The organism is Pedobacter sp. SYSU D00535 (assembly GCF_017355855.1).
GTDB lineage: Bacteria > Bacteroidota > Bacteroidia > Sphingobacteriales > Sphingobacteriaceae > Desertivirga.
Genome location: NZ_JAFEWD010000002.1, coordinates 272,755 through 299,524 on the forward strand (window position 1 = coordinate 272,755; position 26,770 = coordinate 299,524).

20 protein-coding genes and 2 tRNA genes are annotated in these 26,770 nt (G+C 44.4%); 9 read left to right on the plus strand and 13 right to left on the minus strand.

The features are described from left to right. Positions 1–5 precede the first annotated feature (5 nt). A complete protein-coding gene (locus J4N23_RS05660) occupies positions 6–2,198 on the plus strand; it encodes a S46 family peptidase (RefSeq protein ID WP_207426052.1) in 2,193 nt (730 codons plus the stop codon). 442 nt (positions 2,199–2,640) lie between these two features. Here J4N23_RS05660 and J4N23_RS05665 read toward each other — a convergent pair whose 3' ends face one another. Together J4N23_RS05665 and J4N23_RS05670 are read right to left on the minus strand one after the other, a co-directional pair. Then, positions 2,641–3,819, minus strand: coding sequence for an AIR synthase related protein (locus J4N23_RS05665; RefSeq protein WP_207426423.1), 1,179 nt, complete (start codon positions 3,817–3,819; stop codon positions 2,641–2,643). A gap of 120 nt (positions 3,820–3,939) precedes the next feature. Beyond that, positions 3,940–6,114: a glutamine synthetase III gene (locus J4N23_RS05670; RefSeq protein ID WP_207426053.1), complete on the minus strand. Its 2,175-nt coding sequence runs from the start codon at positions 6,112–6,114 to the stop codon at positions 3,940–3,942. Positions 6,115–6,214: 100 nt separating this feature from the next. On the opposite strand from J4N23_RS05670, the gene J4N23_RS05675 reads away from it, so the two are divergent. From J4N23_RS05675 to fbp, 5 genes are all read left to right on the plus strand, one after another. Next, positions 6,215–6,496, plus strand: coding sequence for an energy transducer TonB (locus J4N23_RS05675; RefSeq protein WP_242689131.1), 282 nt, complete (start codon positions 6,215–6,217; stop codon positions 6,494–6,496). Between the two features lie 214 nt (positions 6,497–6,710). Further along, positions 6,711–7,790, plus strand: a complete 1,080-nt coding sequence (locus J4N23_RS05680) for an acyltransferase (RefSeq protein ID WP_207426054.1) — start codon at positions 6,711–6,713, stop codon at positions 7,788–7,790. Between the two features lie 155 nt (positions 7,791–7,945). Next, the gene (locus J4N23_RS05685) at positions 7,946–8,665 is read left to right on the plus strand and encodes a tRNA1(Val) (adenine(37)-N6)-methyltransferase (RefSeq protein WP_207426055.1); all 720 of its coding nucleotides are present in this window, start codon (positions 7,946–7,948) and stop codon (positions 8,663–8,665) included. Positions 8,666–8,680: 15 nt separating this feature from the next. Continuing rightward, positions 8,681–9,175, plus strand: a complete 495-nt coding sequence (locus tag J4N23_RS05690; protein WP_207426056.1) for a metallophosphoesterase — start codon at positions 8,681–8,683, stop codon at positions 9,173–9,175. A 22-nt stretch (positions 9,176–9,197) separates the two neighbouring features. Beyond that, on the plus strand, positions 9,198–10,352 hold the full coding sequence (gene fbp / locus J4N23_RS05695) for a class 1 fructose-bisphosphatase (RefSeq protein ID WP_207426057.1): 1,155 nt from the start codon (positions 9,198–9,200) through the stop codon (positions 10,350–10,352). Here fbp and rnhA read toward each other — a convergent pair. After that, positions 10,349–10,825, minus strand: a complete 477-nt coding sequence (rnhA, locus tag J4N23_RS05700; RefSeq protein WP_207426058.1) for a ribonuclease HI — start codon at positions 10,823–10,825, stop codon at positions 10,349–10,351. The two genes, fbp and rnhA, sit on opposite strands and share 4 nt — an antisense overlap. Positions 10,826–11,080: 255 nt before the next feature. Between rnhA and J4N23_RS05705 the strand changes: the two genes are divergently transcribed. The 3 genes from J4N23_RS05705 to J4N23_RS05715 all read left to right on the plus strand — a co-directional run bounded on the left by J4N23_RS05705 (position 11,081) and on the right by J4N23_RS05715 (position 14,062). Then, positions 11,081–11,156, plus strand: a tRNA-His gene (locus J4N23_RS05705). 128 nt (positions 11,157–11,284) lie between these two features. Further along, the gene (locus tag J4N23_RS05710) at positions 11,285–11,638 is read left to right on the plus strand and encodes a hypothetical protein (RefSeq protein ID WP_207426059.1); all 354 of its coding nucleotides are present in this window, start codon (positions 11,285–11,287) and stop codon (positions 11,636–11,638) included. A gap of 147 nt (positions 11,639–11,785) precedes the next feature. Then, positions 11,786–14,062 (plus strand): cation:proton antiporter, encoded by a 2,277-nt coding sequence (locus J4N23_RS05715; protein WP_207426060.1) that lies wholly within the window; start codon positions 11,786–11,788, stop codon positions 14,060–14,062. Positions 14,063–14,113: 51 nt separating this feature from the next. On the opposite strand, the gene J4N23_RS05720 is transcribed toward J4N23_RS05715, so the two are convergent. The 10 genes from J4N23_RS05720 to J4N23_RS05765 form a co-directional block, all read right to left on the minus strand. After that, on the minus strand, positions 14,114–14,299 hold the full coding sequence (locus J4N23_RS05720; protein WP_207426061.1) for a hypothetical protein: 186 nt from the start codon (positions 14,297–14,299) through the stop codon (positions 14,114–14,116). 118 nt (positions 14,300–14,417) lie between these two features. After that, a tRNA-Cys gene (locus J4N23_RS05725) sits at positions 14,418–14,489 on the minus strand. A gap of 50 nt (positions 14,490–14,539) precedes the next feature. After that, entirely contained in the window at positions 14,540–15,799 is a 1,260-nt protein-coding gene (locus J4N23_RS05730) for a YeiH family protein (RefSeq protein ID WP_207426062.1), read from the minus strand. Positions 15,800–15,832: 33 nt separating this feature from the next. After that, positions 15,833–17,281, minus strand: coding sequence for an NAD(P)/FAD-dependent oxidoreductase (locus tag J4N23_RS05735; protein WP_207426063.1), 1,449 nt, complete (start codon positions 17,279–17,281; stop codon positions 15,833–15,835). Positions 17,282–17,289: 8 nt separating this feature from the next. Beyond that, a complete protein-coding gene (gene soxC, locus J4N23_RS05740; RefSeq protein ID WP_207426064.1) occupies positions 17,290–18,555 on the minus strand; it encodes a sulfite dehydrogenase in 1,266 nt (421 codons plus the stop codon). An 8-nt stretch (positions 18,556–18,563) separates the two neighbouring features. Continuing rightward, positions 18,564–19,181, minus strand: coding sequence for a c-type cytochrome (locus tag J4N23_RS05745; protein WP_207426065.1), 618 nt, complete (start codon positions 19,179–19,181; stop codon positions 18,564–18,566). 4 nt (positions 19,182–19,185) lie between these two features. After that, a complete protein-coding gene (locus J4N23_RS05750; RefSeq protein ID WP_207426066.1) occupies positions 19,186–20,829 on the minus strand; it encodes a hypothetical protein in 1,644 nt (547 codons plus the stop codon). Between the two features lie 18 nt (positions 20,830–20,847). Continuing rightward, the gene (locus tag J4N23_RS05755; protein WP_242689132.1) at positions 20,848–22,260 is read right to left on the minus strand and encodes a DoxX family protein; all 1,413 of its coding nucleotides are present in this window, start codon (positions 22,258–22,260) and stop codon (positions 20,848–20,850) included. 30 nt (positions 22,261–22,290) lie between these two features. Then, a complete protein-coding gene (locus tag J4N23_RS05760) occupies positions 22,291–23,676 on the minus strand; it encodes a RagB/SusD family nutrient uptake outer membrane protein (RefSeq protein ID WP_207426067.1) in 1,386 nt (461 codons plus the stop codon). 29 nt (positions 23,677–23,705) lie between these two features. Next, positions 23,706–26,762 carry a TonB-dependent receptor gene (locus tag J4N23_RS05765; protein WP_207426068.1) on the minus strand — a complete coding sequence of 1,019 codons (3,057 nt, stop codon included), beginning with the start codon at positions 26,760–26,762 and terminating at the stop codon, positions 23,706–23,708. Positions 26,763–26,770: the final 8 nt, after the last annotated feature.

Genomic DNA, 26,770 nt, shown 5'->3' on the forward strand with positions numbered 1-26,770 from the left:
ACATTATGAGATTTAAGAAACTACTTTTCTCCCTATTCCTCGCCTCAGCGGTACTGCTATCCAGCATTGTAAAGGCTGATGAGGGCATGTGGATCCCGATGCTCATTGGCAAGAATTATGAGCAAATGAAAAAGCAGGGGTTTAAGCTGACTCCTGAAGATCTTTACAACATCAACAAGGCAAGTTTAAAAGATGCCATCGTTTCTTTCGGTGGTTTTTGTACCGGTGAGATCGTATCCAAAAACGGATTGATCTTCACTAACCACCACTGTGGCTATGATGCTATCGCGGACAAATCCACTCCTCAGGATAATATTCTGGATAATGGATTCTGGGCGAAATCTTACGGCGAGGAAAAGCCGGTGGAGGGTTTGTTCGTGAATTTTCTGGTAAGGATGGAGGACGTAACTGCTAAAATTAATGCAGCTACTCAAGGTCTTGCTGAGGCTCAAAAAGCGGCGGCCATTATCGAAGCGGGAAATAAGATCGCCGCGGAGGCAACAAAAGGCACACATTACGAAGGTTTTGTGAGAGACTTTTACAAAGGAAACCAGTACTTCCTCTATGTCTTCGAGAAGTTTAACGATGTGCGATTAGTGGGCACACCTCCTCAATCAATCGGAAAGTACGGTGGCGACACAGACAACTGGGTATGGCCGCGTCACACGGGTGATTTTTCCGTATTTCGTGTTTATGCGGGTGCTGACAATAAACCAGCTGCTTATGCTGCCTCTAATAAGCCTTACACCCCGAAAAAATTCTTGCCTATATCTATTAAAGGTGTGGAGAACGGCGATTTTGCGATGGTTTACGGCTTCCCCGGGCGTACTGATAGGTTTCTGACTTCCTACGGTGTAAAACTAGCTACCGAACAGGTTTCTCCAACGATCGTGAAGCTTCGTGACATCCGACTGAAGGCATGGAAGGAAGAAATGGATAAAGACGTTGCTACGCGCTTGAGACTTTCTTCACTATATGCAAATATTGCTAATTACTGGAAGTATTATATCGGGCAAACCGAACAGTTAAAACGCTTAAAGATCTACGAAAAGAAGCAGAAAGAGGAATCGGAGTTTAATACCTGGGCGGCGAATAATCCAGAATATGCTAACATTATCGACCGTTTCAATACAGTTTATGCTACCTACGCACCTTATGCAATACAGCGAACCTACGTAAACGAAGGTTTTCTTGCTTCGGCATGGGTTCGTCAGGCAATTCAGGCAAAGGGGATTGTAACTAATATTTTGGAAAATAAGCAGCCCGAGCAGACAAAAGAAAGAATTGAGACGGCGTTAAAAGCTTACGAGGAGACGTATATAGCCTCTGCAGATAAAAAGATTTTTGCTCAGATCTTGTCTTCTTTCTACAACGATGTCCCCCGGACTCAGCATCCAAAATTCTATACGGCTATTGCACAGAATTATTGGACCGGTGCCCCTGAAGGAACTTTCCAAAAGTTTGCTGATTTCCTTTGGGAGAAATCAATTTTCACTGATCCACAGCGACTGCGTGAATTTTATGCAAAGCCTTCTCTGAAAGTTCTGGAGAGCGATCCCGGATATCAGTACGCAATTAACCTGGTTCCGACGGAATACGTGAAAAACAATCTCACGCCTGTCCTGCCTGACTTCGAGGCGGCGAAGGCTGATTTGGATAAGGTATATCTAAAAGCTTTGCTTGAAAAGAATAAGGGCAAGCTGATGTATCCTGATGCCAATTCTACCATGAGGATTAGTTATGGTAACGTTCAAAATTATTCTCCTCAGGATGGAGTTACCTACAACATTCTTACTACTATTGACGGTGTAATGGCGAAATACCAACCCGGCGATGATGAGTTTGATTTGCCCCAGAACTTTATTGAGGCGTACAATGCCAAAAACTTCGGTCAGTACGCTGAAAATGGAACACTTGTAGTGAACTTTATCACTAACAATGATATCACCGGAGGAAACTCGGGCTCACCGGTAATCAACGGTAATGGTGAACTGATTGGATTGGCCTTTGATGGAAACTGGGAAGCGATGTCGGGTGATATTGCTTTTGACAAGCAGTACAAAAGAACTATTGCAGTGGATGCCCGGTATGTGCTGTGGTGTATCGACGTATTGGGTGGAGCCAAGAATATTATCAATGAGTTGGATATTCGTAAGGCTTCTACAAGTTCAAAAACAAAGAAGACCGCTACCAGATAGTTAGTCCTAAAACAAGGAAAAAGCGGCAGCGCTGATCTAGTGTATAGCAAAGCTCTTGTACCCGTTTGATTGCTATCGAGTGCACGGTGAGTGCACCTTGGGTACACCTTGAGTGCAGGTTTTGTAAGGAAAACCTGCACTTATTATTTACTCGCTACCTTATAGCTATTCCTGCACCCAGGATCAATACAAATGACGGGGGCTTCCTTTCTATTGTCTGCTCTCAATAATGACCTTCCGCAGTCCGTCCCGAATAGTTCTCAGCAATCAATTCGCCAAGACTCGGAGGAAGAAGGGACATCAGAGCTGGATCTTAAGATTTAGAAACTACCACCTTTGAGCGCTTTGTTCCCATGCCTCAATTAACCAAAATCTACTCCCTTATTAAAAAAAGAAGAGGCTGTCCTTCTGAGACAGCCTCTTCTTTTATTTCTAGTGGTTCCTAAAAATATCGGAACATTCCAAATTCTGAGGTGACAGTCACTTGCTTCTTTTCTGCGGCCTCAACTCTACCGATTACTTTTGCTTCTATATTAAACTCTTCTGCAATCCTAATCAAATCTGAAGCGACTTCCTCAGGGACATATAGTTCCATTCGGTGTCCCATGTTAAATACCTTATACATTTCCTCCCAACTGGTGCCAGATTGCTCCTGAATCAACTTGAATAGGGGAGGAATGGGAAAAAGATTGTCCTTGATGATATGAAGGTTATCGATGAAGTGGAGCACCTTTGTTTGTGCGCCTCCGCTGCAGTGAACCATCCCGTGGATCTGGCTTCTGAATCTTTCCAGAATGCGTTTTATAACAGGAGCGTAAGTTCGTGTAGGAGAGAGGACAAGCTTACCAGCACTAACTCGTTGTCCGTTTTCAACTTCTATATCGTCAGTAAGCTTTTTGCTCCCTGCAAATACCAATTCATAAGGAACGGCTGGGTCATAGCTTTCCGGATATTTTTCTGCTACATATTTATGAAATACGTCGTGTCGCGCAGAAGTAAGGCCGTTTGAGCCCATGCCGCCGTTATATTCTTTCTCGTAGGATGTTTGTCCGTAAGAACTCAGACCAACAATAACATCACCGGCTTGAATTCTATCGTTCGAAATAACTTCTGCCCTTGGCATGCGGCAGGTTACGGTAGAATCGACAATAATTGTCCGCACCAGGTCCCCTACATCCGCAGTTTCTCCTCCTGTCGAGTAAATGCCAATTCCCAGTTCTCTCAGTTCAGCTAAGATTTCTTCCGTTCCATTGATAATTTCGGCAATTACCTCACCCGGGATCAGATTTTTATTTCTTCCGATGGTAGAGGATAAAAGGATATTGTTTGTGGCTCCTACGCAAAGAAGATCGTCGAGGTTCATGATGATAGCATCCTGGGCTATTCCCTTCCAGACGGAGATATCGCCTGTCTCTTTCCAATACACGTAGGCAAGGGAGGATTTGGTTCCTGCACCATCAGCATGCATGATGTTGCACCACGCTTCGTCGCCCCCGAGAATGTCGGGAATTATCTTACAAAAAGCTTTAGGAAATATACCTTTATCGATGTTTTTAATCGCGTTGTGAACGTCTTCTTTTCCGGCAGATACGCCGCGCTGGTTATATTTTAAGTCTGACATTAGCGCCTCCGGCTCCCAAAAAGGGAGCATAAGTTTTATAAGTTGCCCAAAAATAAAAAAATGCCGACAGCTGCCGGCATTTTTTATGTATTCCCCTCTTGCGAAGGTATAGAGAAACGATTATTTCAAGAATAACAACTCTCTGAACTTAGGCAATGGCCACTTGTCGTCGGCAACCAGTTGCTCTAATTTGTCCACGTGGTAGCGAATTGGATCGAAGTAAGACTTTACTTTCTCATCATATGCAATTGCTTTTTCGCGGGCATCTTCAATCTTGTTTGCATCCTTACGCGCATTAATCATCGCAGTAACGTTTGTTCTGATGAAGTTGATGTGGTTAGAAAGCTTTTGGATGATCTCTAACTGAGCAGCATATGATTCTTCACCCAAGCCAAGATCTTTAAGACCTTTTACGTTAGTGATCAATTCAGTTTGGTAAGCAACAGAAGCAGGGATGATTACGTTGTTCACGATTTCGCCCATTACACGCGCTTCGATTTGAAGTTTTTTGAAGTAGTTCTCTAAAAGAATCTCGTGACGTGCATGCGCTTCACGTTTTGTATATACTCCGGTTTCTTCAAATAATTTCTCAGTTTTTTCAGAAATTAATACGTCTAGCGCTTTAGGAGTAGTTTTGATGTTTGATAAACCTCTTCTTTCTGCTTCCTCTGCCCACTCGTCGCTGTAGCCATTACCTTCGAAACGGATACTCTTAGATTCCTTGATGTAGCGTTTGATCACGGTCATAATCGCCACGTCTTTCTTCTCACCTTTCTTCAGTAATTTATCAACTTCCAATTTGAACTTGTTCAGCTGATCTGCAACAATCAGGTTAAGAACAGTCATTGGGTTAGCCGAATTAGCTGAAGATCCTACTGCACGTAACTCAAATTTGTTACCAGTGAAGGCAAATGGAGACGTACGGTTACGATCGGTGTTATCTAATAGAATCTGAGGCACTTTAGGGATGTTAGTCCACAAAGCAGCTTCGTTTTTCATTTTGCTGGTTACACGTGAAGTTTCGATCTCATCCAACACATCATTCAACTGACTTCCAAGGAAGATAGAAATGATAGCCGGAGGAGCTTCGTTAGCACCTAGACGGTGGTCGTTACTTACAGATGCGATAGAAGCACGTAGCAAGTCGGCATACTCATGAACAGCTTTGATGGTGTTTACAAAGAATGTAAGGAACATCAGGTTGTTCTTAGGAGTTTTGCCTGGAGCTAGCAGGTTTTTGCCAGTGTTGGTGATAAGCGACCAGTTATTGTGTTTACCGGATCCGTTGATACCAGCAAATGGTTTTTCGTGTAATAATACTTTGAAGTTATGACGACGGGCAACTTTGTCCATCAGGTCCATCAACAACTGGTTGTGGTCAATGGCTAAGTTGATCTCTTCGTAAATAGGAGCACATTCAAACTGAGCAGGTGCGACTTCGTTGTGACGAGTTTTCAAAGGAATACCCAATTTGATAGACTCGCACTCTAAGTCCTGCATGAAAGCTTGTACTCTTTCAGGAATAGAACCAAAGTAGTGGTCTTCTAACTGCTGGTTTTTAGCAGACATATGACCGAATAATGCTCTTCCAGTCAGGTATAAGTCAGGACGAGCATTGAATAACGCTGAGTCTACAAGGAAATACTCTTGCTCGATACCCAAAGAGGCGTTTACTTTCTCAATGCTTTTATCGAAGTACTGAGCTACTGCTGTAGCAGCTTTGTCCATTACGCTAAGAGCTTTTAATAACGGAGCTTTGTAGTCTAGAGCTTCACCAGTGTAAGAAACGAATACAGTTGGGATACAAAGTGTACCGCCCATGATGAACGCAGGAGAAGAAGGATCCCATGCAGTGTAACCACGAGCTTCGAAAGTACTGCGGATTCCTCCGTTAGGGAATGAAGAAGCATCTGGCTCTTGCTGAGACAGCGCATCGCCGGAGAATTTCTCCATAGCGGTGCCGTCGCCCGCAGGTTCAAAAAATGAATCATGTTTTTCAGCAGTAGATCCTGTTAAAGGCTGGAACCAGTGAGTGTAGTGTGTAGCACCTTTGCTCATTGCCCAGGCTTTCATTGCTGACGCAACTTGCTCGGCAATTTCGCGGTCGATTCTTACGCCATGAACAATTGAATTATTAATGCTCTCAAAAGCTTCTTTTGAAAGGTACTCTTTCATTTTCTTTTTGTCGAAAACGTTAGTAGCGTAAAATTCAGAAACTTTTGTTGATGGTAAATTTACCTCTGGAACAGTCCTGGTAAGTACCGCATTTAATGCTTGAAAACGGAGGCTTGACATGATTTTTGCGTTGTTTTTGTATTTTTTTTGAACAAAAATAGATTTTAAAGCTCAAATATTTACAAAAAGTCTTAAAAAATCTAATAAATGTTGAAAAATATTGCGTTTTCCCTCAAAAAATGACATAGTTTACATTTTAGCCAAAAGTGCATCTTTTTATGGAATTGCCCCCGAGGATAGCATCGGTAGGGTAACTCTCAGCTTTATTGTGGAAAAAGATGGACGTTTAACGGATATAAAGGTTTTAAAAGGAGTAGGTTTTGGATGTGATGAGGAGGCAGTCAGAGTTTTGCGTAGGTCTCCGGCATGGGCGCCTGGTATACAAAACGATCGGAAAGTGCGGGTGCAGTATATAATGCCTGTAGTATTCAGGATGGACTAACAGCCCTGATTTTTGTGTCGCCCTGATGGAATTTTCATCGGGGCTTTTTATTTTGCGGCTGCAGGATTATGATTATAAAGAGGAGAAAGTGTTCGAGCGACTTAATGATGGATAAGTGGCTAATTATTGAAACCTTTAGGGATCGAAGAAGTATAAGAACAGCAATTGTCGGGAGGGTGAGTGTTTTTTCTGCCTTAATTTTTATTTACCTATAATGTCTGTACAAAAGAGAATTACACAGTTAGATGCCATCAGGGCGGTAGCAATTCTGCTTGTATTATTAAACCATCTGAATCTTGAGGGACTGGAAAATCGAGTGTTACTGACATTTTTTAATCGTTTTCGTATTGCCGGTTGGATTGGTGTTGATCTGTTTTTTGTGTTGAGCGGTTTTTTAATCGGCGGACTCCTGTTTGACGAGTATAAGCGAACCAATAACATTGATGTCAAAAGGTTTCTCATCAGGCGCGGATTCAAGATTTACCCTTCCTATTTCGTTTTCCTGATTATTGGAACCCTGATAAACTTCCTTTTAGGAGTGCAAAATGACTATATCGGCTTGTTCTACAATGCCATCTTCATACAGAACTACTTTCCGAGAATATATGATCATACATGGTCACTGGCTATTGAGGAGCACTTTTATATTCTTCTGCCATTCTTACTCTTGTTCCTATTAAAACGACCGCAGTTTGGCAAGAACCTCTTCTGGACATTTTTGATAATCGGTGTAGTTTGCCTCGGGTTGCGGTTTATTAATGTGATATCTCCTCCCGAAGCTTATAACTTCCACGCACTTTTTGGTCGAACTCATCTACGGTTTGATTCCCTTTTCTTCGGCGTTTTTCTCTGCTATATTTATAAATATTACAAAGAGCAGATGTTGCAGTTTCTAAAACAGTACCAGTATACCCTGGCTATCCTTAGTTCTATCGTCATTACCACGCCATTTATCTTTGCCCGGGAAAATAACTTTTGGCTGTCCTCATTGCCACTAACCCTGCTTTATCTGGCTTTTGGTTTTGTGTTGATTTGGTTTCTGCAAACAAAAGAAAACGTCTTTACTTCTGCTTTAGGAGTTATTGGTACCTATTCGTACTCTATTTACCTTTTTCATCCTTTGGTAAATGAACTTTGGAAGGACTTCTTTTTTAAGACGCTCGCGGGTACTAACTGGTATCTGTACTTCAGCGGTTATGTCTTTCTTTCTATTGGGATAGGGATTTTGATTTTCAAAATGATCGAAAATCCTTCTTTAAGGTTACGAAACAAGTTGTTCCCAGCCAAGACCTAGCTTCTAGTTTCTTCACTTTTTCTTACCTTCGGTCCTTTAATCTAACAATTACTACTGCAGTATTTTGGATAGGTTGCGCTATAAAATTAGTTCTAAGCAGTGCGGCTATTCAATCACCGTCGTTCTTATGGTTTGTTCGGAAAGTAAAAAGCACTATGTCGTCTCCATTCTTTCAATTTAAACAGTTCTCCGTATCGCAGGATGGCTGTGCAATGAGAATAAACACGGACGGCGTTATTCTAGGGGCTTTAGCGGGAGAGGGTTTGCAGCCAGAAACTGTGCTCGATATTGGTACAGGTACCGGGGTAATTGCTCTAATGCTAGCTCAGCGTTTCCCACTTGCGATTGTAGATGCGTTGGAGATTGATAGAATCGCTGCGCAAACAGCGGAGTTCAACTTCTCTGAGTCTGTTTTCTCGAAGCGGTTAAGGGTATATCCGGAGTCCTTTCAGGACTTTGCTATTCATCATCCCGACAAGCAGTATGATCTTATCGTAACGAACCCTCCATTCTTTGTCAATTCGCTAAAGAATCCGAATAAACAAAAGGAAACAGCACGCCACGCTGATCATTCTTTTTTTGAGGAATTAGCTTCTTTTGTACGTCAGAAACTTACTCAAGACGGGGTTCTGGCGGTAGTTCTTCCTCTTGAAACAGCTTCTTTATTTGCCCGGTACGCATCATTGAGCTATTTGCATTTAATTGGAGAGACCTATATTCATTCCTACAGCGAATCCGAACCCCACCGGATTATTCAGTTATTTAGTTTGAAAAAAGTGAAACAAAAAACTTCTTCTTTTGTCATTTATTCATCTATTAAGCAGTATTCCGAAGACTTTGTTAATTCTCTAAAAGATTTTTTTATCATTTTTTAACCGCTGCTACTTTTAATGACACGAATTGGGTTGATATCTGATACGCACGGATATCTGGATGAAAAGGTGTTTAAGTATTTTGAAGACTGTGATGAGATATGGCACGCAGGTGATTTTGGTGGAATTGAGTTAGCAAACAAGTTAGCGGCTTTTAAACCGCTTAGAGGAGTCTATGGAAATATTGATGGCAAAGATGTACGCCAGGTCTACCCGGAGCACCTCCGTTTCAATTGTGAGGAAGTTGATGTCTGGATAACTCATATTGGTGGTTATCCCGATCGGTACGCTCCTCAAGTAAAGCGTCAAATATACACTAAGCCTCCGAAAATTTTCATTTCAGGGCACTCGCATATATTAAAAGTAATGTATGATAAGAAAATCGGTACTTTACACTTAAATCCTGGCGCTGCAGGCAAACAAGGTTGGCACAAAATGCGTTCTATGTTAAGATTCTGCATTTCCGAGGAAAAAATCCATACCTTAGAGGTTGTGGAACTGGGGAATAGATAATGTAAAAAATACACTAAGTACTATGTCAGCTGTAAAAACTTTAGGTCAGTTTATCATTGAAAAACAAAAAGACTTCCCATACGCTAAGGGGGAGCTGTCGCGTCTGCTGCGTGACATCGGTATTGCCGCTAAAATTGTACACCGCGAGGTGAATAAAGCAGGTTTGGTGAACATTCTTGGGGAGGTCGGGACAAAGAATTCCCACGGCGAATCTCAGAAGAAACTGGATGTTTATGCAAACGAACAATTTATTTCCGCACTTTCATGCGGTGGGGAATGTTGCATTATCGTTTCCGAGGAAAACGATGACCCGGTTTATATTGAATCTGAAGTTTCAAAAAACGCAAAGTACATAGTAGCTATTGATCCACTTGACGGATCTTCTAACATTGATGTAAATGTATCTGTAGGTACCATTTTCTCGATCTACCGGCGAAAATCGACTGAAGGAAAGCCAACAATTGAGGATGCGCTGCAGAACGGAACAGAACAGGTAGCGGCAGGATACGTAGTTTACGGTTCTTCTACCATGTTGGTGTATACCACAGGAAAAGGAGTGAACGGCTTTACACTCGACCCTTCTATTGGTGAGTTTTGTTTGTCGCATCCTGATATGACAATACCTAAAGACGGAGTTGTTTACTCGATTAATGAAGGTAATTACGGCAACTTCCCGGAAGGTGTGAAGAAATATATCAAGTATTGCCAGGTAGAGGACAAAGCAACTAACCGGCCCTATGTTTCCAGATATATAGGATCTATGGTTGCAGACTTGCACCGGAATTTATTAAAAGGCGGCATTTTTATTTATCCTACTACATCCAGTGCTCCCAACGGTAAACTTCGTTTAGTGTACGAATGTAATCCTATGGCCTTCATCATTGAACAAGCTGGAGGAAGGGCAACAAATGGATTTGAGCGGATTTTGGAATTGGAAGTAGAGTCTTTACACCAGCGCTCAGCAATTTTCGTGGGATCTGAAAATATGGTACTGAAGGCGGAAGAAATGATGCTGGATTTTTCTCCCCAACTAGCTCCTAAAAAGGTAATCGATATTAATGTAAGAGTGCCGATCGAAGAGGCTATTGGAACCAATCCGATCCTGACCGATAAAATTGTAAATGATTCTGCCGAGCAGGAACTTAATAAATTAGGGGTAATAGGAGGGATCGATTAAATCAAACCCTCGGCTTTATTGCATTCAGCCTCAAAAACTGAATCAATCAATAATTTATCCTTTTGTTGATACGCTGCGACCGCCAACCGGTCGCAGCGTTCATTTTCAGGGTGTCCGGCATGTCCTTTAATCCACTGGAATCGGACATTGTGTAGTTTATATACCTGAAGAAATCTTATCCATAAGTCCTTGTTTTTCTTTCCTGCAAAGCCTTTGCTTACCCAGCCAAATACCCACTTTTTCTCTACTGCGTCTACTACATATTTCGAATCTGAATAAACCAGCACATCTTGTCCCGGCTTTTTTAATGCCTCCAGTCCTACAATTACTGCTAAAAGCTCCATTCGATTATTCGTGGTTTTTCGATATCCGGCAGAGATTTCTTTGTAGTGCTGCCCAGCTCTCAAAATTGTTCCGAAGCCACCGGGACCCGGGTTACCGCTTGATGCTCCGTCTGTAAAAAGTTCTATCATGAATCTTCTGAAGGACTAAAGCTGCAAATATGCGAATTAGATAGTTGGAGAACGAGTTTATCTCGAAAAGAGTGATTAGCAGGAAATGGGAAAAGGAAAGGTGACGCTCAAGAAGGCCGCTATTTTGAGGTAATTGAGCATTTATCCTTTGGTAAAAAAATGCACTATTTTTTAAGTTGCTGATCCTCATAGGTATAAAATTCGAGTAAAATTTGCAGAATGTAAGAAATGCTTTATTTTTGCATCACTAAACACGGTGGTTTTAGCTCAGTTGGTTAGAGCGCCTGATTGTGGTTCAGGAGGTCGTGGGTTCGAGCCCCATATTCCACCCAAAAAGCCCTTTACGAAAAGTATAGGGCTTTTTATTTTTCACACCGCAGATCTGGGTGCCAAGACGCGTTTCCACGCTCCCAGATGGTTCTTTACATCCACTTTACCTTTAGAATTGTATCTTTGGGGATGCAGAAAGAGCGATTGAAGTGGTTCAAGCTTTTTATTCCGGTTATTCTAATTGCCGCTGCTGCCTCCAATTTTAAAACTCCTGCTCTATTCCGGGCAAACCATTGTGAGACACAAGTTGACAAAGTAGCTTCGGAAGAGCCTAAACAAGCGGAATGCGTTCAAATAAATATTAAGAAATGTGTCGTCCGCCTTCGCGAAATAAAGTCGAAACCTTTTCAGGGAGTATTCCACGAGCTCGGCGAACGAGCTTCAGCTGCCATCAAGTACTTGAGGCATAGTTTCAGAGCCCTATTTATCGCTCCAAATACAAGGCTTCAGCTTCTGCTATATCCATTCCATTCCCACTGGTAATTGCGTATCATTATTACCTCGTCGTGCAGCTAAAAATTAAGATTGTAAAAATCGCCTGCCGTACGAGATTCTTTTCGCATAGATATATTTCATCTTAAACACTAGTGCTAATAAGGCGCTCTTATTTTATAGTTACTGAAAAAATAAATGGACCATTTACCAAAGTTAATTGAAGATTTAGCCTTAATTCTGATTACAGGAGCTGTTACTACCTTACTATTCCGGAAAATAAAACAACCGTTAGTTCTAGGTTATATTATAGCTGGGTTTCTTGTAGGACCATATATGTCATTAACTCCTACAGTTGCCGATACGGAAAACGTGGAGACCCTGGCAGAAATTGGTGTAATCTTCCTATTATTTAGTCTAGGCCTTGAGTTTAGTTTTAAGAAGTTGATGCGCGTGGGAGGCGCCGCTTCTATTACCGCATTCGTCGAGATTATCTTCATAACCCTGTGCGGCTACGGAGTTGGCCGATGGATGGGCTGGTCAACTATGGATAGCTTGTTTTTAGGGGGGATGCTGGCCAGTTCGTCTACCACAATCATCATTAAAGCCTTTGATGAACTAGGTGTAAAAACGAGACAGTTTGCCCGGATCGTTTTTGGAGTACTGGTAGTGGAAGATATAGTGGTTATATTGCTGATGGTATTATTGTCTACCGTGGCAGTTACCCAACGGTTTGAAGGTGCCGAGATGCTTTTTACAGTAGCAAAACTATCGTTCTTCCTTCTATTGTGGTTTATTGCCGGCATATTTCTTCTTCCCACGCTCCTTAGAAAGGCTAAAAATTTGCTTGATGATGAAACCCTGCTTGTTCTATCGATTGCGCTATGTTTGGGAATGGTTGTAGTAGCAACGCATGCAGGATTTTCAGCAGAACTTGGCGCGTTTATCATGGGATCCATTCTTGCAGAAACGACAAAAGCAGAAAAAGTGGAACACGTGATTAAGCCTGTGAAAGATCTCTTCGGGGCTGTATTCTTTATTTCTGTAGGGATGCTGATAGACCCCGTTACTATTTTTGAGTATCGCTGGCCTGTTCTCTGGGTAACGCTGCTGACCTTATTTGGGAAGCTTATCAGTACTACTTTCGGCGCTTTATTATCGGGGCAACCTTTGAAGCAAGCCGTACAAGTGGGGATGAGTATGGCTCAAATAGGAGAGTTCGCATTCATTGTGGCCGCCTTGGGTCTTTCATTAGGAGTTACCAGCGAGTTTCTTTTCCCTGTTGCGGTGGGTGCTTCCGCTATTACCACCTTTACTACTCCCTATCTAATTAAATTTTCGCCGGCAGTTTATGAGCAGTTGGTGAAGGTTTTGCCCGCCAGGTGGGTAGTCTCTCTTGATAACTATTCAAGTAGTACTGAAAACTTGCAGGCCGAAAGCAATTGGAAAAAGGCAATCACAGCCTATGCAAAAATTGTGGCTACAAACGGAATAGTGCTGCTTGCATTAATACTACTTACAACCAATTTCATCATCCCGCTACTGCAGGAAAACATTACGAATCCCCTGCTCCTGGATATCGCTGCCTTGGTGGTTTCGCTCGCATTATCCGCACCATTCTTGTGGGCACTAATGGCTAAACATCCTAATAATATGAGTTATAAGGAGCTGTGGCTCGACAAAACTTACAGTCACGGTCCTCTTCTGGTACTAGAGATAACCCGAAATCTAATAGGGTTATTGATCATCACCTTCTGGGTTCGCTATCTTTTCTCGGGAACGGTAGCCATCCTGGTCACTGTACCGGTCATAATCCTCGTACTGGTGCTGTTTTCTAAAAGACTTCAAAAGTTTTATCATCGGTTGGAGCGCCGGTTTCTCATAAATCTTAATTCACGTGAATTGGCTGCGGAAGAAGAAAAGAGGCTCAACGAAAATATCCTTACAAAACACTTTCATGCTATTGCAGATCCTTCCTCCTGGAATAGCCACCTTGTCGACCTCGTAGTTAACCAACATGCGGAGTACGTTGGATTGAACCTGCAGGAGCTTGCCTGGCGGGAACGGTACGGTATTAATATAGCTTATATTAAGCGTGGTGATAAAATGATCTATGCTCCGGGAAGAGATAACAAGCTGCTTCCTTTTGATCATGTAGGCATTATAGCAACGGATGAACAGATGCAAGTCTTCAAACCCGTTTTTGACGCCGTAGAAAAAACGAACGGTCAGGAGCCGGATGTGGAGGATATTATTGTCCAGAAGCTGGTTGTTGATGAGTATAACAAGTTGAAAGGCAAAACGATAAGGAATTCCGGTATCCGGGAACAAGCCAACGGACTGGTGATCGGTATCGAGCGGAACAAGGAGAAGATTCTGAACCCCAATCCAGAAATGGTATTTGAATGGAATGATATCGTGTGGATAGTAGGAGAGCGGAAAAAGATTCAGAAGCTGAATGAAAGAAAGAGTTGATGTTGTAACATGCCTTTAGCTGAGCGGCCCTTTTTACGGCCGCTCTTGTTATTATTTCTCGCCTACCTTGTATGGGTTTCCTTCCTTGTCAAAGTTAAATACGCCACTTACAAGAACCTCGTCCTCACAAACGGGGCATTCTACTACGAGATTAATTATAGATACGTTAGGTCGGTTGGTTAAGGCTTTACCGGATATATGTATAACACCTCCGTGTTCAGGGCAAATTACATTCATGATTTTAAATATTGAGTGTTAATAATTTAGTTCGATCATTACTTGAGGGAACTGCAACATCGGGCTCGGGAGTTTGGGATCCTTAATTTGCTTTTTGTTTTCATATGTAGAACTTTAGGACTCCGGAAACGGATTCGAACCGTTGTAAAAGGTTTTGCGGACCTCCGCCTAGCCACTCAGCCATCCGGGCTTATTTTAATTATCAGTTATCCTTTATCTTTCATTTTTTCAGCTGGTCGATCACCCAAATAGTACAAATGCGATGACAAGCGTAACTACTATGTTGAAAGCCTGGGCGATGACAAATGCTAAAAAGGGCTTTTTGCTGTTCTTGTTAAATAAGTCTGCAAAGCGGGTTTCCAGACCGATGCTTGTGAAGGCCAATGCAAACCATAAACCCTGTAAGCTTTTCAAACTGTCTTTCACTTGAGAAGTAGTTTCGGTGGAGAGCACAAAAGAGAACAGTAGAGAAGCCCCAATGAAGCCCAGCACAAATTTCGGGAAGCGCTCCCATATTACTGCCAGCGTTGGTTTCGTCTCTTTATCTTTTACTAGCGGATTTTGCGTATATGTCCAGTAAATGGAAATAGCGAAAGCGGCGATCCCCAAGAGCACATTCTGAGAGAACTTGACGATCGTACTGATCTTCAGCGCTGTTTCTCCAACCAGCGTACCCGATGCAACTACAGCTCCCGTTGTGTCGATGCTGCCTCCCAGCCAGGCACCTGTTACTTCCTGGGGGAAATTGAAATAATGGGCAAGGTAAGGCATAAAGATCATCATCGGGATGGCGGTGATTAATACCATCGAGATGACATATGATAATTTTTTTGAATCGCCTTTTATGGCTCCTGAAGTAGCAATGGCAGCAGAAACGCCGCAGATGGATACGGCACTGGAGATCATCATCGTTAGATCATCGTCTACTTTCAATTTCCGACACAGCCAGAATGCGAAGTACCAGACGGAGAGGACCACCACCAGGGCTTGAATGAGACCTAGCGAGCCAGCCTTGAGAATATCAGAAAAGATAACGCTAGTGCCCAGTAGCACTAAGCCAGTCTTTACATAGAGCTCGGTGGAAAGCGCAGATCGGAACCAATCCGGAAGCTTAAAAAGGTTGCTGACGATGAGTCCGAGCGAAAGACTAAAAATGACCGCTTCGAGGTTCAGGTTTTTTACTTGTTTATTTCCTGCTATTATTAGCGCGAGCAATGTGATGAAAAATACGGTTGGAAATACTACCAACAGATGTTTAAGTGGCTTCCCGGCAAGTAAGGCTCCAAGGAGTGCGATGCCGAGTACCAGTATAAACTGAGCGCCAACGGCCAACAGGTTTTCGACGTGAAAAACTTTGTCCGATAGGTCGGTTACAGAACTCCAACCAAAAGAAGGGACTGGAATAATTATTCCAAATATAGCAAGCAGGATGATCAGGCCGCTTAGAATTACAACAATCCAGTCCTCATGTAGGGTAAATGGGGTATTATTTGTTGACATATGTGTTGCGTGTGATTTAATTGGTCTTTTTAATTAAATAAGTGGCTTGGCTTTCAGATTAAATACGTCTTTTAGTGCCCGTTTTGCAGCGAAGTAGCCACACATGCCGTGCACCCCTCCTCCTGGGGGGGTAGAGGAAGAACAGATATACAAGCCTTTGGCAGAAGTTCGATAGGGAGAAAGGCTAATGACAGGCCGGGTGAAAAGTTGGCCGATGTCAATAATACCTCCGTTGATATCACCGCCGATATAATTCGGATTATAGTCTTCCATCTTAGCCGGGCTAAAGCTGTGTTTGGCCAGAATCCGATCCTTGAATCCCGGCGCAAAGCGTTCTATCTGGTTTTCGATGATCGAAGTCATATCTACCTTCGATCCATTCGGCACGTGACAATAGGCCCAGGCGGTATGCTTGCCTTCCGGCGCGCGACTGGGATCAAAAATGCTTTGCTGAGCAAGCAACACGAAAGGTTTTTGCGGTGTTGCTCCGATTGATGCAGTATGCTCTCCGGCGGCGATTTCTTCAAGCGTGTTTCCGATATGGACGGTACCCGCTTTTCGGGCAGCTTCTGCTGTAAAGGGAATAGCATCATCCAAGGCCCAGTCTACTTTGAACACGCCCATTCCATAGCGATACTTCTTAAGCTGCCATTTGTACAAACTCGAAAACTTGTGGCCAGCGATCTGTAGTAATTGTTTCGGCGTAACATCGAATAACACAGCATGGGCAGACGGAAGCTGCTGCAACGATTTTACATAATAGTTCGTTTCGATCTTCCCGCCAAGGGACAAGAAGTAGGAGGCAAGCGCGTTGGCAATGGACTGTGAACCTCCTTTGGGAATTGGCCAGCCCCCCAAATGCCCAGCGGCCATCAACACCACACCTATCGCCGAGGTTGCTAAATTTGACAAAGGTTGGATAGAGTGAGCCGCCATGCCGGCCCATAATCCTTTGGCTTCTTTTGTACTGAAACGTTTTGCCACCATCAATGCAGAAGGCATTGCTTTCAGTCCGAATAAAGCCATGTCGATCGGGTGAGAAGGAATGCTCAGAGGTGGGCCTAGTACTGATTTATCGATGCATGGCCACGACTTAACCACCGGCTCCATCAGCCTCAGATACGCTTGTTTATCTGTTCCTAACAGAGAAGCTGTTTCTTCAAGGGATTTCGTCAGTATAGCCGCGGTGCCATCGTCAAAAGGATGAGCTGCGGCAACTTCGGGGTAAATGAACTCCAACCCATGTTGTTGCAGGGGTAAAGTTTTAAAAAATGGCGACGCAGCTGCCATTGGATGAATAGCGGAGCACACATCGTGGACAAAGCCCGGCAGCGTAAGTTCCTTCGATCGTAGTCCACCGCCAATAACGTCTTTTGCTTCTACCAAAAGAACTGAAAGTCCTGCCTGCTGCATGGTAATGGCAGCCGCCAAACCATTTGGTCCTGAACCAACTACTATAGCGTCAAAATCTCTTTTTTCCAATGCTGTTTTTATGCTTTGCCCTCGGGCCTAAATAATACTGTTCCATCTCGTTTAATCCGCCAGGCGGTAATGGGATTGAGGTGATAGCCGCCCATATCCCGACCCCGGGCCTCCATTAATTGCTTCATGGTAGGTTGGATATATCCAGTTTCGTCAATTGCCCGACTTAGTATTTCTGTCTCATCACCTCTCCAATTCCAGAGGTATCTGAAGTAGGTATGTGCTTTGTCCATCACCGGTCCCTGCAATTTAGCCGAATTCCATGTTTTTCCGGCATCGGTGCTTACTTCCACTTTAACTATTTTTCCTCGTCCGGTCCATGCGATCCCCCTGATCTCCACCCAGCCCTGTTGCAGAATAACAGGATATGCAGGATAGGTGATAATCGAACGTGCGTCCATATCGAAACTGAATTGTCTGATCTTTCCTCCCTTTATTCCCTCCGTATACTTTGAAGTTTCTTCCCGCGTCATGTAGGGTTGATCAGATACCTCTATCCTGCGGATCCATTTAACGGAAGTATTACCTTCCCAGCCGGGAAGAAAGAGGCGGGCCGGGTATCCCTGCTGCGGCCTGATCGCCTCTCCGTTTTGTGCGTATACGATCATACCGTCTTGCAGGCCTTTCTGCAGAGGAATACTTCTTGTCATTACCGCTGCATCTGATCCTTCGGCTAAAAACCAGCTTGCTTTTGATTTTATACCCACTTCGCGAAACAGGGTAGAAAGCATGACGCCCGTCCATTCACTCTGACTAGTCAAACCGGCAATCTCCTGCGGCATCATTTCTTCTTTTCCTGTCCGGAAGTTTCCTGAGCATTCCAAAAAACAGATACGGGAAAAAGCCGGGAAGCGCTTAAGGTCGGCAAGGGTGAATATCATAGGTTTTTCTACCATTCCATGAATCAGCAGTTCGTACTTCTCAGGATCAATAGTGGGAACACCGCCATGGTGACGTTCATAGTGGAGGTCAGCTGGAGTGATAGTACCATAGAGGTCCTGCAGCGGTGTACGGGAAGAGGTGTCGGATGTTTTTTTCAAAGGACGTTCAAAGGGAGAGCGCGTGCCAAGGTCGAATGGTGGCGGTCCCTGAACTTTAGTAGGGTCGGCTGGGATATAAAGAGATTCAGGGATAGCCGTTTGAATCTCACCAAAGGAAGACTTCACCAGCGCAACTGCTGCTGTAGCCGCTCCTCCCAATAATAATTTCCGACGGCTTATTTTCGCCAATGCGTGATTGGTTTCGTTTTTTGTTTCTTCTGACTTGATACCCATGGTGATTTTTACTTTACTTCCCTTCCGCCACGACGGTCGTCATTTACAAATAATCCCTTCGCTGGCATTTTAATTTTAGCAAGGTTCCTGTTCGTTACTATCTCATCTCGTTCAACGATGCGGTTCTCGTACAGTAGGTAAGCTGTCAGACTGTACACTTCATCCGGGCGAAGAGAACCTGGTGCATTGAACGGCATCGCACGATTGATGTAGTCAAATAGCGTCGTAGCGTAAGGCCAGTAATTGCCGATTGCTTTCGGTTTTTTTCTACCCTCATAATCCGGTCTGGACAGTCTTGCTACCAGTTTAGCCTCAGGTCCTTCTACGCCAGTCCTTCCATGGCAAGTGGCACATTTAGCCAGATAGATCTGCTTACCCAGAGCTACCGTTCCTGATCCTTCGGGAAGCCCTTCACCATCTGGTCTAACGTCTATATCCTGACGTGCTATTTCATCTTCCTGAGCTTCCCTGCCGATTTGAAAGCTCTCCGGCCAATCCCTGGTGTCGAGGGTATTGACCGGATTACTTTCGCTTTCTATAGGAGTAGGCCCTTGTAAGTTCTCGCTGCGATTGCATCCTGCAAGGGCTAAAAACAAGCAGAGAGTTAGATATCTTTTAAGTTTCAATTTCTTAGTATTTACCTGCCACCAGCGTACTTTGAGACAAAGCATACTTCCGCTCAACCTTATCAAGCACTACATAGATGGAGTCGTTGTTTTCGTTGGTGCCTGTTAAAATAATCCGATTTCCATCGTCCGTTTGGTATTTCAATACCATGCGTTTACGCTTCTCATTTTTAGGTGCTTTAGCAAATTCGCGGTTGCGACGGGTAGAAGCAGCTCTTTCATCTATAAAGTTTACCTCATTGCCGATATGCTCCCAGGCCTCTTTGCTGATCCATTCTTTCTGTTCATTCCCCTGTTTGACCTCTTTATTCAGGCCCTCGATGAATCCGGAAGCAGCTCCATTGTCGGTACTGCCAGCCACCCGGTTACGACGATCCGGGACCTTCTTGTACTTATCCTGCAGGTAAAGCACCTTGTCTACCGTATCCGCGTAGTAATGGAAAGTTCTTCTTCCGCCGGCCGTCCCGGTAATTTCAAAGTTTCTGTTGATATCCCGTTGAGGGTCGCCACCTCCGTTTGAGAGATCGATAGGAACGGCCTTGTTTACTTTAAAAGTTAGGGTTGTCCAATTTTCAAACGTAGCTTCCTGCCATCTTACCGAGTCGAGGGGATTGTAAGGGATTACCTGATCGTTGAGACGGAACTCTGTTACCGTGTAATTCCCCCTTAAGCTTTTCACCCCTGCAGTTGAGGGCTGTTTGTACGGATCGTATTTGAAGTTGACGTATTGCAGATAGAAGAGAAGTACAAGAAATACATACAAGACTGCGGTTTTAAGGCCGGCCCTGGTCCATTTTATCCACGATGCCGAAAGGTCCGGATAGTAGAAGTTGAAGCGGGCCGGCTTCTGTTGCACGAGTAGTTGATATAGAGGCTTCAGGTAAGGAACAAGCAGGAAGCCTGATAAAACTACGAAGTAAGAGCTGTAACCATGCACTCCGCCATCGTAGGCAAAGTTTACGTAAACGATGTCGCCTAAAGCAGCAAACAACAGGGCGGCTCCCCATAAGGTGGTCTTGCGGAAAAATAGCAGTGCGCCCGCAAGGACTTCCACCACCCCAGCAAATACCTGATACCAAGGCACAATCCCAATTGATAGCCAATAAATCTTTTGAGCGGTGAAATCGCCGAAATCCGTGTTAAGTAAGGCATAAGAAGGATAAGGCATTTGTACTGGGAGGAGCTTGGTAAATCCAAACCCGATAATTCCAATACCTGCCCGGTAGCGTACAATCACTCGCAGCCAATAGTACAGGGTATTGTATTCCTTCGGTTCGGGCTTTCTCCTTGAATCGACGAGGGTCCAGATTAATCCCGCGACGACGGAAATGAGCAGGGTAATGATCCAATTTGCGTAACCCAATAAAGTGCTGCCGAAAACGGAATTTCCTAACAAGTTGATTCCGGAACCGAAACGAGCGATATCATAGAGATCCCGATAATGCAAATTTGTCCAATCAATGTTGGCTACGTGCTTGTACCATTCAACGCTATTCGGAAATGAAAGCGCGATAAAGAATATGAAGGCTATGCGAAAGGCAACGCGATGCCAGGGTTTCCAGTAGGTTAAGGTCTGTTTTTCCTCCTGGTGTGCAATATAGGGAGCTTCGCTGAGCTCAAGATTGTCGTTAGAAGTTTCTTTTGCCATCGTTCAACGTATTGATGATTATAACTTGATGCCTTTCCTGCGTCCCGATTTAGCAGCTTCTTCGAGCAGGTATTTCTTGTTGATCTTATCCAGAATTACATGGATTGAATTATTCTGCTGATCCGTACCAGTCAAAATGATCCGCGAATTATTTGGCCTGCTGAAATTTAAAGTGAGTGTCTCGGTGGCGTAATTTTTATTTCGGTTGTGCAGTACCAATTGCTGCTTCGCTTCATCAATTTGATAGCCGTAATAGTGGCGGCCGGCAGCGCCCGCCAACTCGTAATTTCTTAACTTTTCATCCTTGTGAATCTCTTCTGTGAGGCTGTGTTCCAATTGGACAGGACGGTTAGAGCGGATGCTCAGGGTGGCCCATTTCTCGAATACCACATCTTTCCAGCGAATTGTGTCGGTAGCCGAGTAGGGTAGTACCTTATTGTTGATCCGGAACTCAGTTACATTATAGATGCCCGCTGCATCTGCTAAGCCCGCTGTTTTAGGATACTGGTAAGGGTCGGTATGATAACCTGCGTACGATTTGTATCCGTAAAGGAAGACAAAGAAAAAAATGAAGGCTGATTTTAGCAGTAACCTCCCTTGCTTCAGATTTCCCTTAAATACCGGTTTGAATTTGTCGGGCAGTACGGTCTGTTCCACGCTAAGGAAGTAAAGTCGTTTCAGGTCGTAAAAGCCTAATAACAGTGCAAAGCTTATTAGATAAAGACTGTAAACGTGTTCTCCTCCTTCGTAAGCAAGATTAGACATAAACACGTTTCCGTGAAAAAGCAGTACAATGAAAGCTCCGAAGGTGGCAGTACCTCTGTAAAGCAGTAGTAAACCTGCAAAAATCTCGATCAGGCCCAGGAAAGACTCATAGTTCGGAACGATTCCTAAACTCATCGAGAAGACTTTCCAGTGAGTCAGGTCACCATAATTGGTGTTCAGATTACTGATAGAAGGTAGCGGCGACTGCAATGGATAGAACTTCAGGAAGCCATAACCGATTACGCCGAGAGCCAGTCGGTAACGCGCTATCACTCTTAAATAGTAGTAAAGGGTATTGTAGTCGCGACTTTTTTTATCCAAAAAGCTCCAGATTCCGGCTCCGATTGCTGCAATTGCAGCTACAATAAGCCAGTTCAGGTATGATTGCCCCTCGATGAATTGCGGGTAGTAACGGGTGAGATTGAAAATGTCGCCGTAATGGAGCTCGAGCCAATTGATGGAAAATAGAGTCTTGTAGAATTTCCAGTCGAGCGGCACTGCCTGAATGAAAAAATAGAGAAAAGCAAACTTGAAGACCAGCTTCTCTACTGCGTTCCCGTCGGGCATAATTGGGCGGTAAGGCCGCGATGCTTCAGTTGTTTCGTTTACTTCAGCCGACTTTGTTTCTTCAAAAACTTCAGTAGTAAATGATGTTAACTTACTCATGATTGTTTTATTAGGTTAAAAATGATTGATTTACTTATATCCCAGTGTCTGCTCCAGTGCTCTGTCTGCCAGCAGTTGCTCCGCTGGGATAGGCATCACAAGTCTGAAATCTTCTGTGATGTTCAGCACCTGTTTTGCTCTTCCGGTCCTTACCAGATCAAACCACCGGTGTGGCTCGTAGGCAAATTCCAGTCTTCTTTCATTTTCGATTGCCGATAACACCTGCTCTTTTGTTACTGCGCTGGTAGGGGCTAAACCGGCTCTGTCGCGAACAGCATTCAGATCTGCAATGGCTTCAGCTAGCTTGGCTGGATTTGCATCAAACTGCTGCGCTTTTGCTTCGGCGCGGATCAGGTAAAGCTCGGCGGTACGTATGATGTAAGACGGATCAGACGGAGTGGGGCGGTAGTAAAGCGTACCATACCAGCGGTTCTGGTTGTCCTTTGCTACCAGCGTGCTTCTGCCGCCGCTAGTAACGGGATCAGTTACCAGGGCTACAAAAGCGTTGTTTGGTGCCCATTGCCTGGTGCCGCCCAGATTCTGCGGAAGCCATTGGTTTTTGTGAGTGTTTTGTTCGGTTGTGCCATTGTAGAATAGTTCAAAAACTGATTCCTGAGTACCTCTTGCGTCGTTCGCAAAGAACGAATTGAAGGGTTTTAATAAGCGATAGTTCCCGTTATCTGCCACAATCTTGTCGGCGTATTCTTCTGCTTTTGTCCAGTCATTCCGGTACAGATAGTAGCGGGCTTTCAATGCAAAGGCCGTTTTTCTGTTTGCTCTATACCTGTCGGATCCACCAACTGCAATATTGCCTGGAAGAGGAAGGAGTGTCTCTGCCTGATCCAAATCGGCCAGTACCTGATTATAAACCTGTTCTATCGTACTGCGGGTAATTCCGATATTATCAGCAGGGGTTTTAGTCGGTTTGGTGACGATGGGAACGCCTCCCCAGGTGCGAGCCAGATCAAAATAAGCCAGTGCACGTACGAAGTAGGCTTCTCCCAAGATCTGCTTTTTTGCAGTTTCAGTTAGCAGAGGGTCGACCACCTCAGGTACCTTTGCTATCACATTGTTAGCCCTGTTGATGGTGCGGTAGATCGCCACCCAAGCCGTGCTTATAGTGGCATTTTCTGGGTTTACTTTATGATTGATAAACTCCTGGATTTGGGATTGAGAACCCGTCCACTGGATATTGTCGCCATTTAGATATCCTATCGACTGGAAGCTCATTCCGTAATAGCCGGCATCGGCCAGCCCGTTGTACACACCATGCAAGGCCGACTCAGCCGAACCTTTGTCGTAAATAGTTACTTCATCAGATACGGAGGCACGAGGTTCTACTTCCAGAAACTTTTCGCAGGAGCTGAAAGAAATAACAAAAGCTATAGCAAGAATATATTTTATCGGATTTGTCATTGTAGTTCTGTTTAAAAGCATCATAAAACTTATAAGGTTAAATCCACTCCAAATTGAATGGTGCGAGGCTGAGGCGGAGTACCTAAGTCGATACCTTGCTCGTTTTGGGCGCTACTGGACGCCGACTCAGGATCTAAGCCGGAATACCTGGTGAAGGTGAGGAGGTTGCTGCCCGTTACAAATAGCCTTAATCCTTCCACCCGGGCTTTTTGAGTTAGATTTTTAGGAAGCGTGTAGCCAATCGAGGCAGAGCGGATCCGGAGAAAGGAGCCATCTTCCAACCAGCGACTTCCGCCGTCCCGGTAGTTATTTACGTTCACGCCGTCTGATTTTGGTACGTCTGTAACATCTCCGGGTTTTTGCCATCTGTCGAGATTACTTGCAAAGATTACCCGTGCTGCATCTCTCGCTCCGCCGCCTTCGCCAAAGAATTTATTATGATTGTAAATCTTGTTTCCGTACTGGAACGCCGCGAACACATTTAAATCAAATTCTTTAAAGGTGAAGTTGTTGGTCAGGCCGCCGAAAAACTTAGGCCAAATGCTTCCATGCAACTGCCGGTCGTCCACAGTAATTTTTCCGTCCTTGTTCACATCCTCGTAAACCGCGTTCCCAGTTTGAGGATCAATGTAAAGTTGCTTGTACACCCAGAAGGAATAAAGCGGGTAGCCTTCTTTGTGCATAATCAGATCGCGACTTCCATACCGAAGCGGATTCTGCAGTTTTTCAACTTTGTTAATATTACGGGAGACATTAAAACTGGTGCTCCATGTGAAATTTTTCTTGCTGATGTTTCTGCTATTCAAGCTGAATTCGAAACCTCTATTACTAATCTCAGCCACATTGCTCCAGTAATTGCTGAATCCGGTGGTTCCGGGAAGCGTCAGCTGCAGCAAACCGTCGGTAGTGTACTTTCGATAGAGGTTAAATTCGAAGTTGAGGCGGTCGTTAAGTATTCCAAGGTCGAGACCAAGGTTAAGCTGCGTAGTTTTTTCCCATTTCAAGTCAGGGTTTGACAGCTGTTGGGGAGAAATACCAGCGCTTCCCTGATAAGGAGAACTTCCACTCCACAGTCCCAGGGCAGCGAAATACCCGATGCCGTTCTGGTTACCTACAGTTCCGTAACTCGTTCTTAATTTTAGTTCGCTGATAAAGTCGACGTCTTGCAGGAAGTTTTCCTGTTTAATACGCCAGGCAGCACCTACAGAAGGAAAATATCCCCAGCGATTACTTGCACCAAAGCGGCTCGAGCCATCAGCTCTCAGGCTCGCATCGATCAGGTATTTACCGTCGAAATTATAATCAACTTTTCCAAAAAATGAAGCCAGTGTACTCTTATTCCAGGTTTCTGAACTGGTGCTGCTGGAGGCGGATGAAATGACTTTAAAGGAGTTATTCGCAAATCCTCGCCCTTCGGCTGATGTTCTGGTCAGCTGATCAAGCTGAAGCGTGTTACCCAGCAGGAAATTGAGGGTATGCTTGTCGTTGAAGCTTTTGCGATAGGAGAGCGTCTGCTCATTAAGAAGTGTAGTAAACTGTCCGATGGCCGAAGTTGCCAATCCTCCCTGGGCTCCTAAAAGGAGAAAGGTGTTCCAGTATTCTGACTCATCGTAATTGTTGTAGTCGACACCAACGCTTGAGCGCAGTTTCAGGCCGGGAAGAAGTACGAAATCGGCATTCAGATTGCCGATGTAGCGTAAGCTAACGGAGTTTACGTCGTAGTTTTCCAGCAAGAGCGTTACGTTGTCAAATCCAGCCCGGCCAACGAGTACTCCTTGCTCGTTATAGGGCGAAAGGTAAGTAGGCGTGTGGAGCGCCGCTTGTAATAATCCCCCTTGCGGACCATCACCTGCGCGGGCCTGATTTCTGAGGGTTCTGCTGAAGGTGTTGCTTATGCTAAGTTGAACGTTGTTGTTTATTCTTTGATCAAGGTTCACCTTAAAGCTCGCTCTTGAAAAATCGATCGGACTTAAGATGGATTCCTGATTGGTGTAGCCGCCACCGATATAATAGCGGGTGTTCGCCGATCCGCCAGTAAGGGCGAGATCGTAATTCTGTAATTGTGCTGTGCGGAAGACCTCACCCAGCCGGTCGTAGGTTTGCTGTTCCTCTGGCAAACCCCGGCCTCCTTCAGAAACAGGACGGAAAGGGCGGGTCGCAAAAGATCCTCCTGTATTGACATGCCACTCATTTACCAACTGCGCGTGCTCGGGCCCAGAAGCCAGGTCCCAAAGTTTCTCCGCCCGGGCAAATCCCTGAGTGGTATTGAAGGAGATCTTTGGCTTTTGGTTAAAATTACCTCGCTTTGTGGTGATGAGAATGACACCGTTAGCACCACGCGAACCGTACAGCGCAGTTGCTGAGGCATCTTTTAATACCTCGATACTTGCAATATCTGCCGGGTTAATATCGGCTATCGGTGATGAAGCTTTACCGCCGGTGCTAATCGTTTGAAGGCTGTTGTTGTTGATGAAGACACCATCAATAACATAAAGCGGATCGGTGTCAGCATTGATAGAAGTGGCCCCGCGTACACGGATATTTGCAGTTTCTCCCGGTACTCCGGTGTTGCTTGAGATCTGGACGCCGGTTATTTTTCCTTGCAATTGCGCGTCGAAACCTCCTGTCGGTATGTTTTTAGTTTCTGCAGGATTGACTTTCGCGATGGAGCCAATAAGATCTCGACGGGTTTGGATTCCATATCCTACAACCACTATTTCTTTCAGCTCGTTGGAGGCTTCTTTTAAAAATATCTCAATGGGACTACCTTCAGCAACCACTTCCTTTTTTTCATAGCCGATATAACTCAAGACTAATGTGTAAGGAAATTTCTGACCAGTGATAAAATTGAATTCACCATTGTTGTTGGTAGATGAAGCATGGGTAGTTCCTTTTATCTGAACTGTAACTCCGATAAGAGGTTCCTGAGTTTTGGCGTCGAGAACGCGCCCACGCAGGGTTGAATTGATAATAGGGCGATTTTCTTGAGAAAACGCGCAGGAAGAACCGATTGTTAAATGGGCTAAAATGACGAGAGCATAAGAAAACACAATAACCGAAAAGCCGTGATGGCGGTTATTTTTCATAACTTTGG

Bases quoted from the DNA above. Each gene is read 5' to 3' on its own strand.
- J4N23_RS05660 (WP_207426052.1), top strand. From the start codon at position 6: ATGAGATTTAAGAAACTACTTTTCTCCCTATTCCTCGCCTCAGCGGTA.
- J4N23_RS05665 (WP_207426423.1), bottom strand. From the start codon at position 3,819: ATGTCAGACTTAAAATATAACCAGCGCGGCGTATCTGCCGGAAAAGAA.
- J4N23_RS05670 (WP_207426053.1), bottom strand. From the start codon at position 6,114: ATGTCAAGCCTCCGTTTTCAAGCATTAAATGCGGTACTTACCAGGACT.
- J4N23_RS05680 (WP_207426054.1), top strand. From the start codon at position 6,711: ATGTCTGTACAAAAGAGAATTACACAGTTAGATGCCATCAGGGCGGTA.
- J4N23_RS05685 (WP_207426055.1), top strand. From the start codon at position 7,946: ATGTCGTCTCCATTCTTTCAATTTAAACAGTTCTCCGTATCGCAGGAT.
- J4N23_RS05690 (WP_207426056.1), top strand. From the start codon at position 8,681: ATGACACGAATTGGGTTGATATCTGATACGCACGGATATCTGGATGAA.
- fbp (WP_207426057.1), top strand. From the start codon at position 9,198: ATGTCAGCTGTAAAAACTTTAGGTCAGTTTATCATTGAAAAACAAAAA.
- rnhA (WP_207426058.1), bottom strand. From the start codon at position 10,825: ATGATAGAACTTTTTACAGACGGAGCATCAAGCGGTAACCCGGGTCCC.
- J4N23_RS05710 (WP_207426059.1), top strand. From the start codon at position 11,285: ATGCAGAAAGAGCGATTGAAGTGGTTCAAGCTTTTTATTCCGGTTATT.
- J4N23_RS05715 (WP_207426060.1), top strand. From the start codon at position 11,786: ATGGACCATTTACCAAAGTTAATTGAAGATTTAGCCTTAATTCTGATT.
- J4N23_RS05720 (WP_207426061.1), bottom strand. From the start codon at position 14,299: ATGAATGTAATTTGCCCTGAACACGGAGGTGTTATACATATATCCGGT.
- J4N23_RS05730 (WP_207426062.1), bottom strand. From the start codon at position 15,799: ATGTCAACAAATAATACCCCATTTACCCTACATGAGGACTGGATTGTT.
- soxC (WP_207426064.1), bottom strand. From the start codon at position 18,555: ATGGGTATCAAGTCAGAAGAAACAAAAAACGAAACCAATCACGCATTG.
- J4N23_RS05750 (WP_207426066.1), bottom strand. From the start codon at position 20,829: ATGGCAAAAGAAACTTCTAACGACAATCTTGAGCTCAGCGAAGCTCCC.
- J4N23_RS05755 (WP_242689132.1), bottom strand. From the start codon at position 22,260: ATGAGTAAGTTAACATCATTTACTACTGAAGTTTTTGAAGAAACAAAG.
- J4N23_RS05760 (WP_207426067.1), bottom strand. From the start codon at position 23,676: ATGACAAATCCGATAAAATATATTCTTGCTATAGCTTTTGTTATTTCT.
- J4N23_RS05765 (WP_207426068.1), bottom strand. From the start codon at position 26,762: ATGAAAAATAACCGCCATCACGGCTTTTCGGTTATTGTGTTTTCTTAT.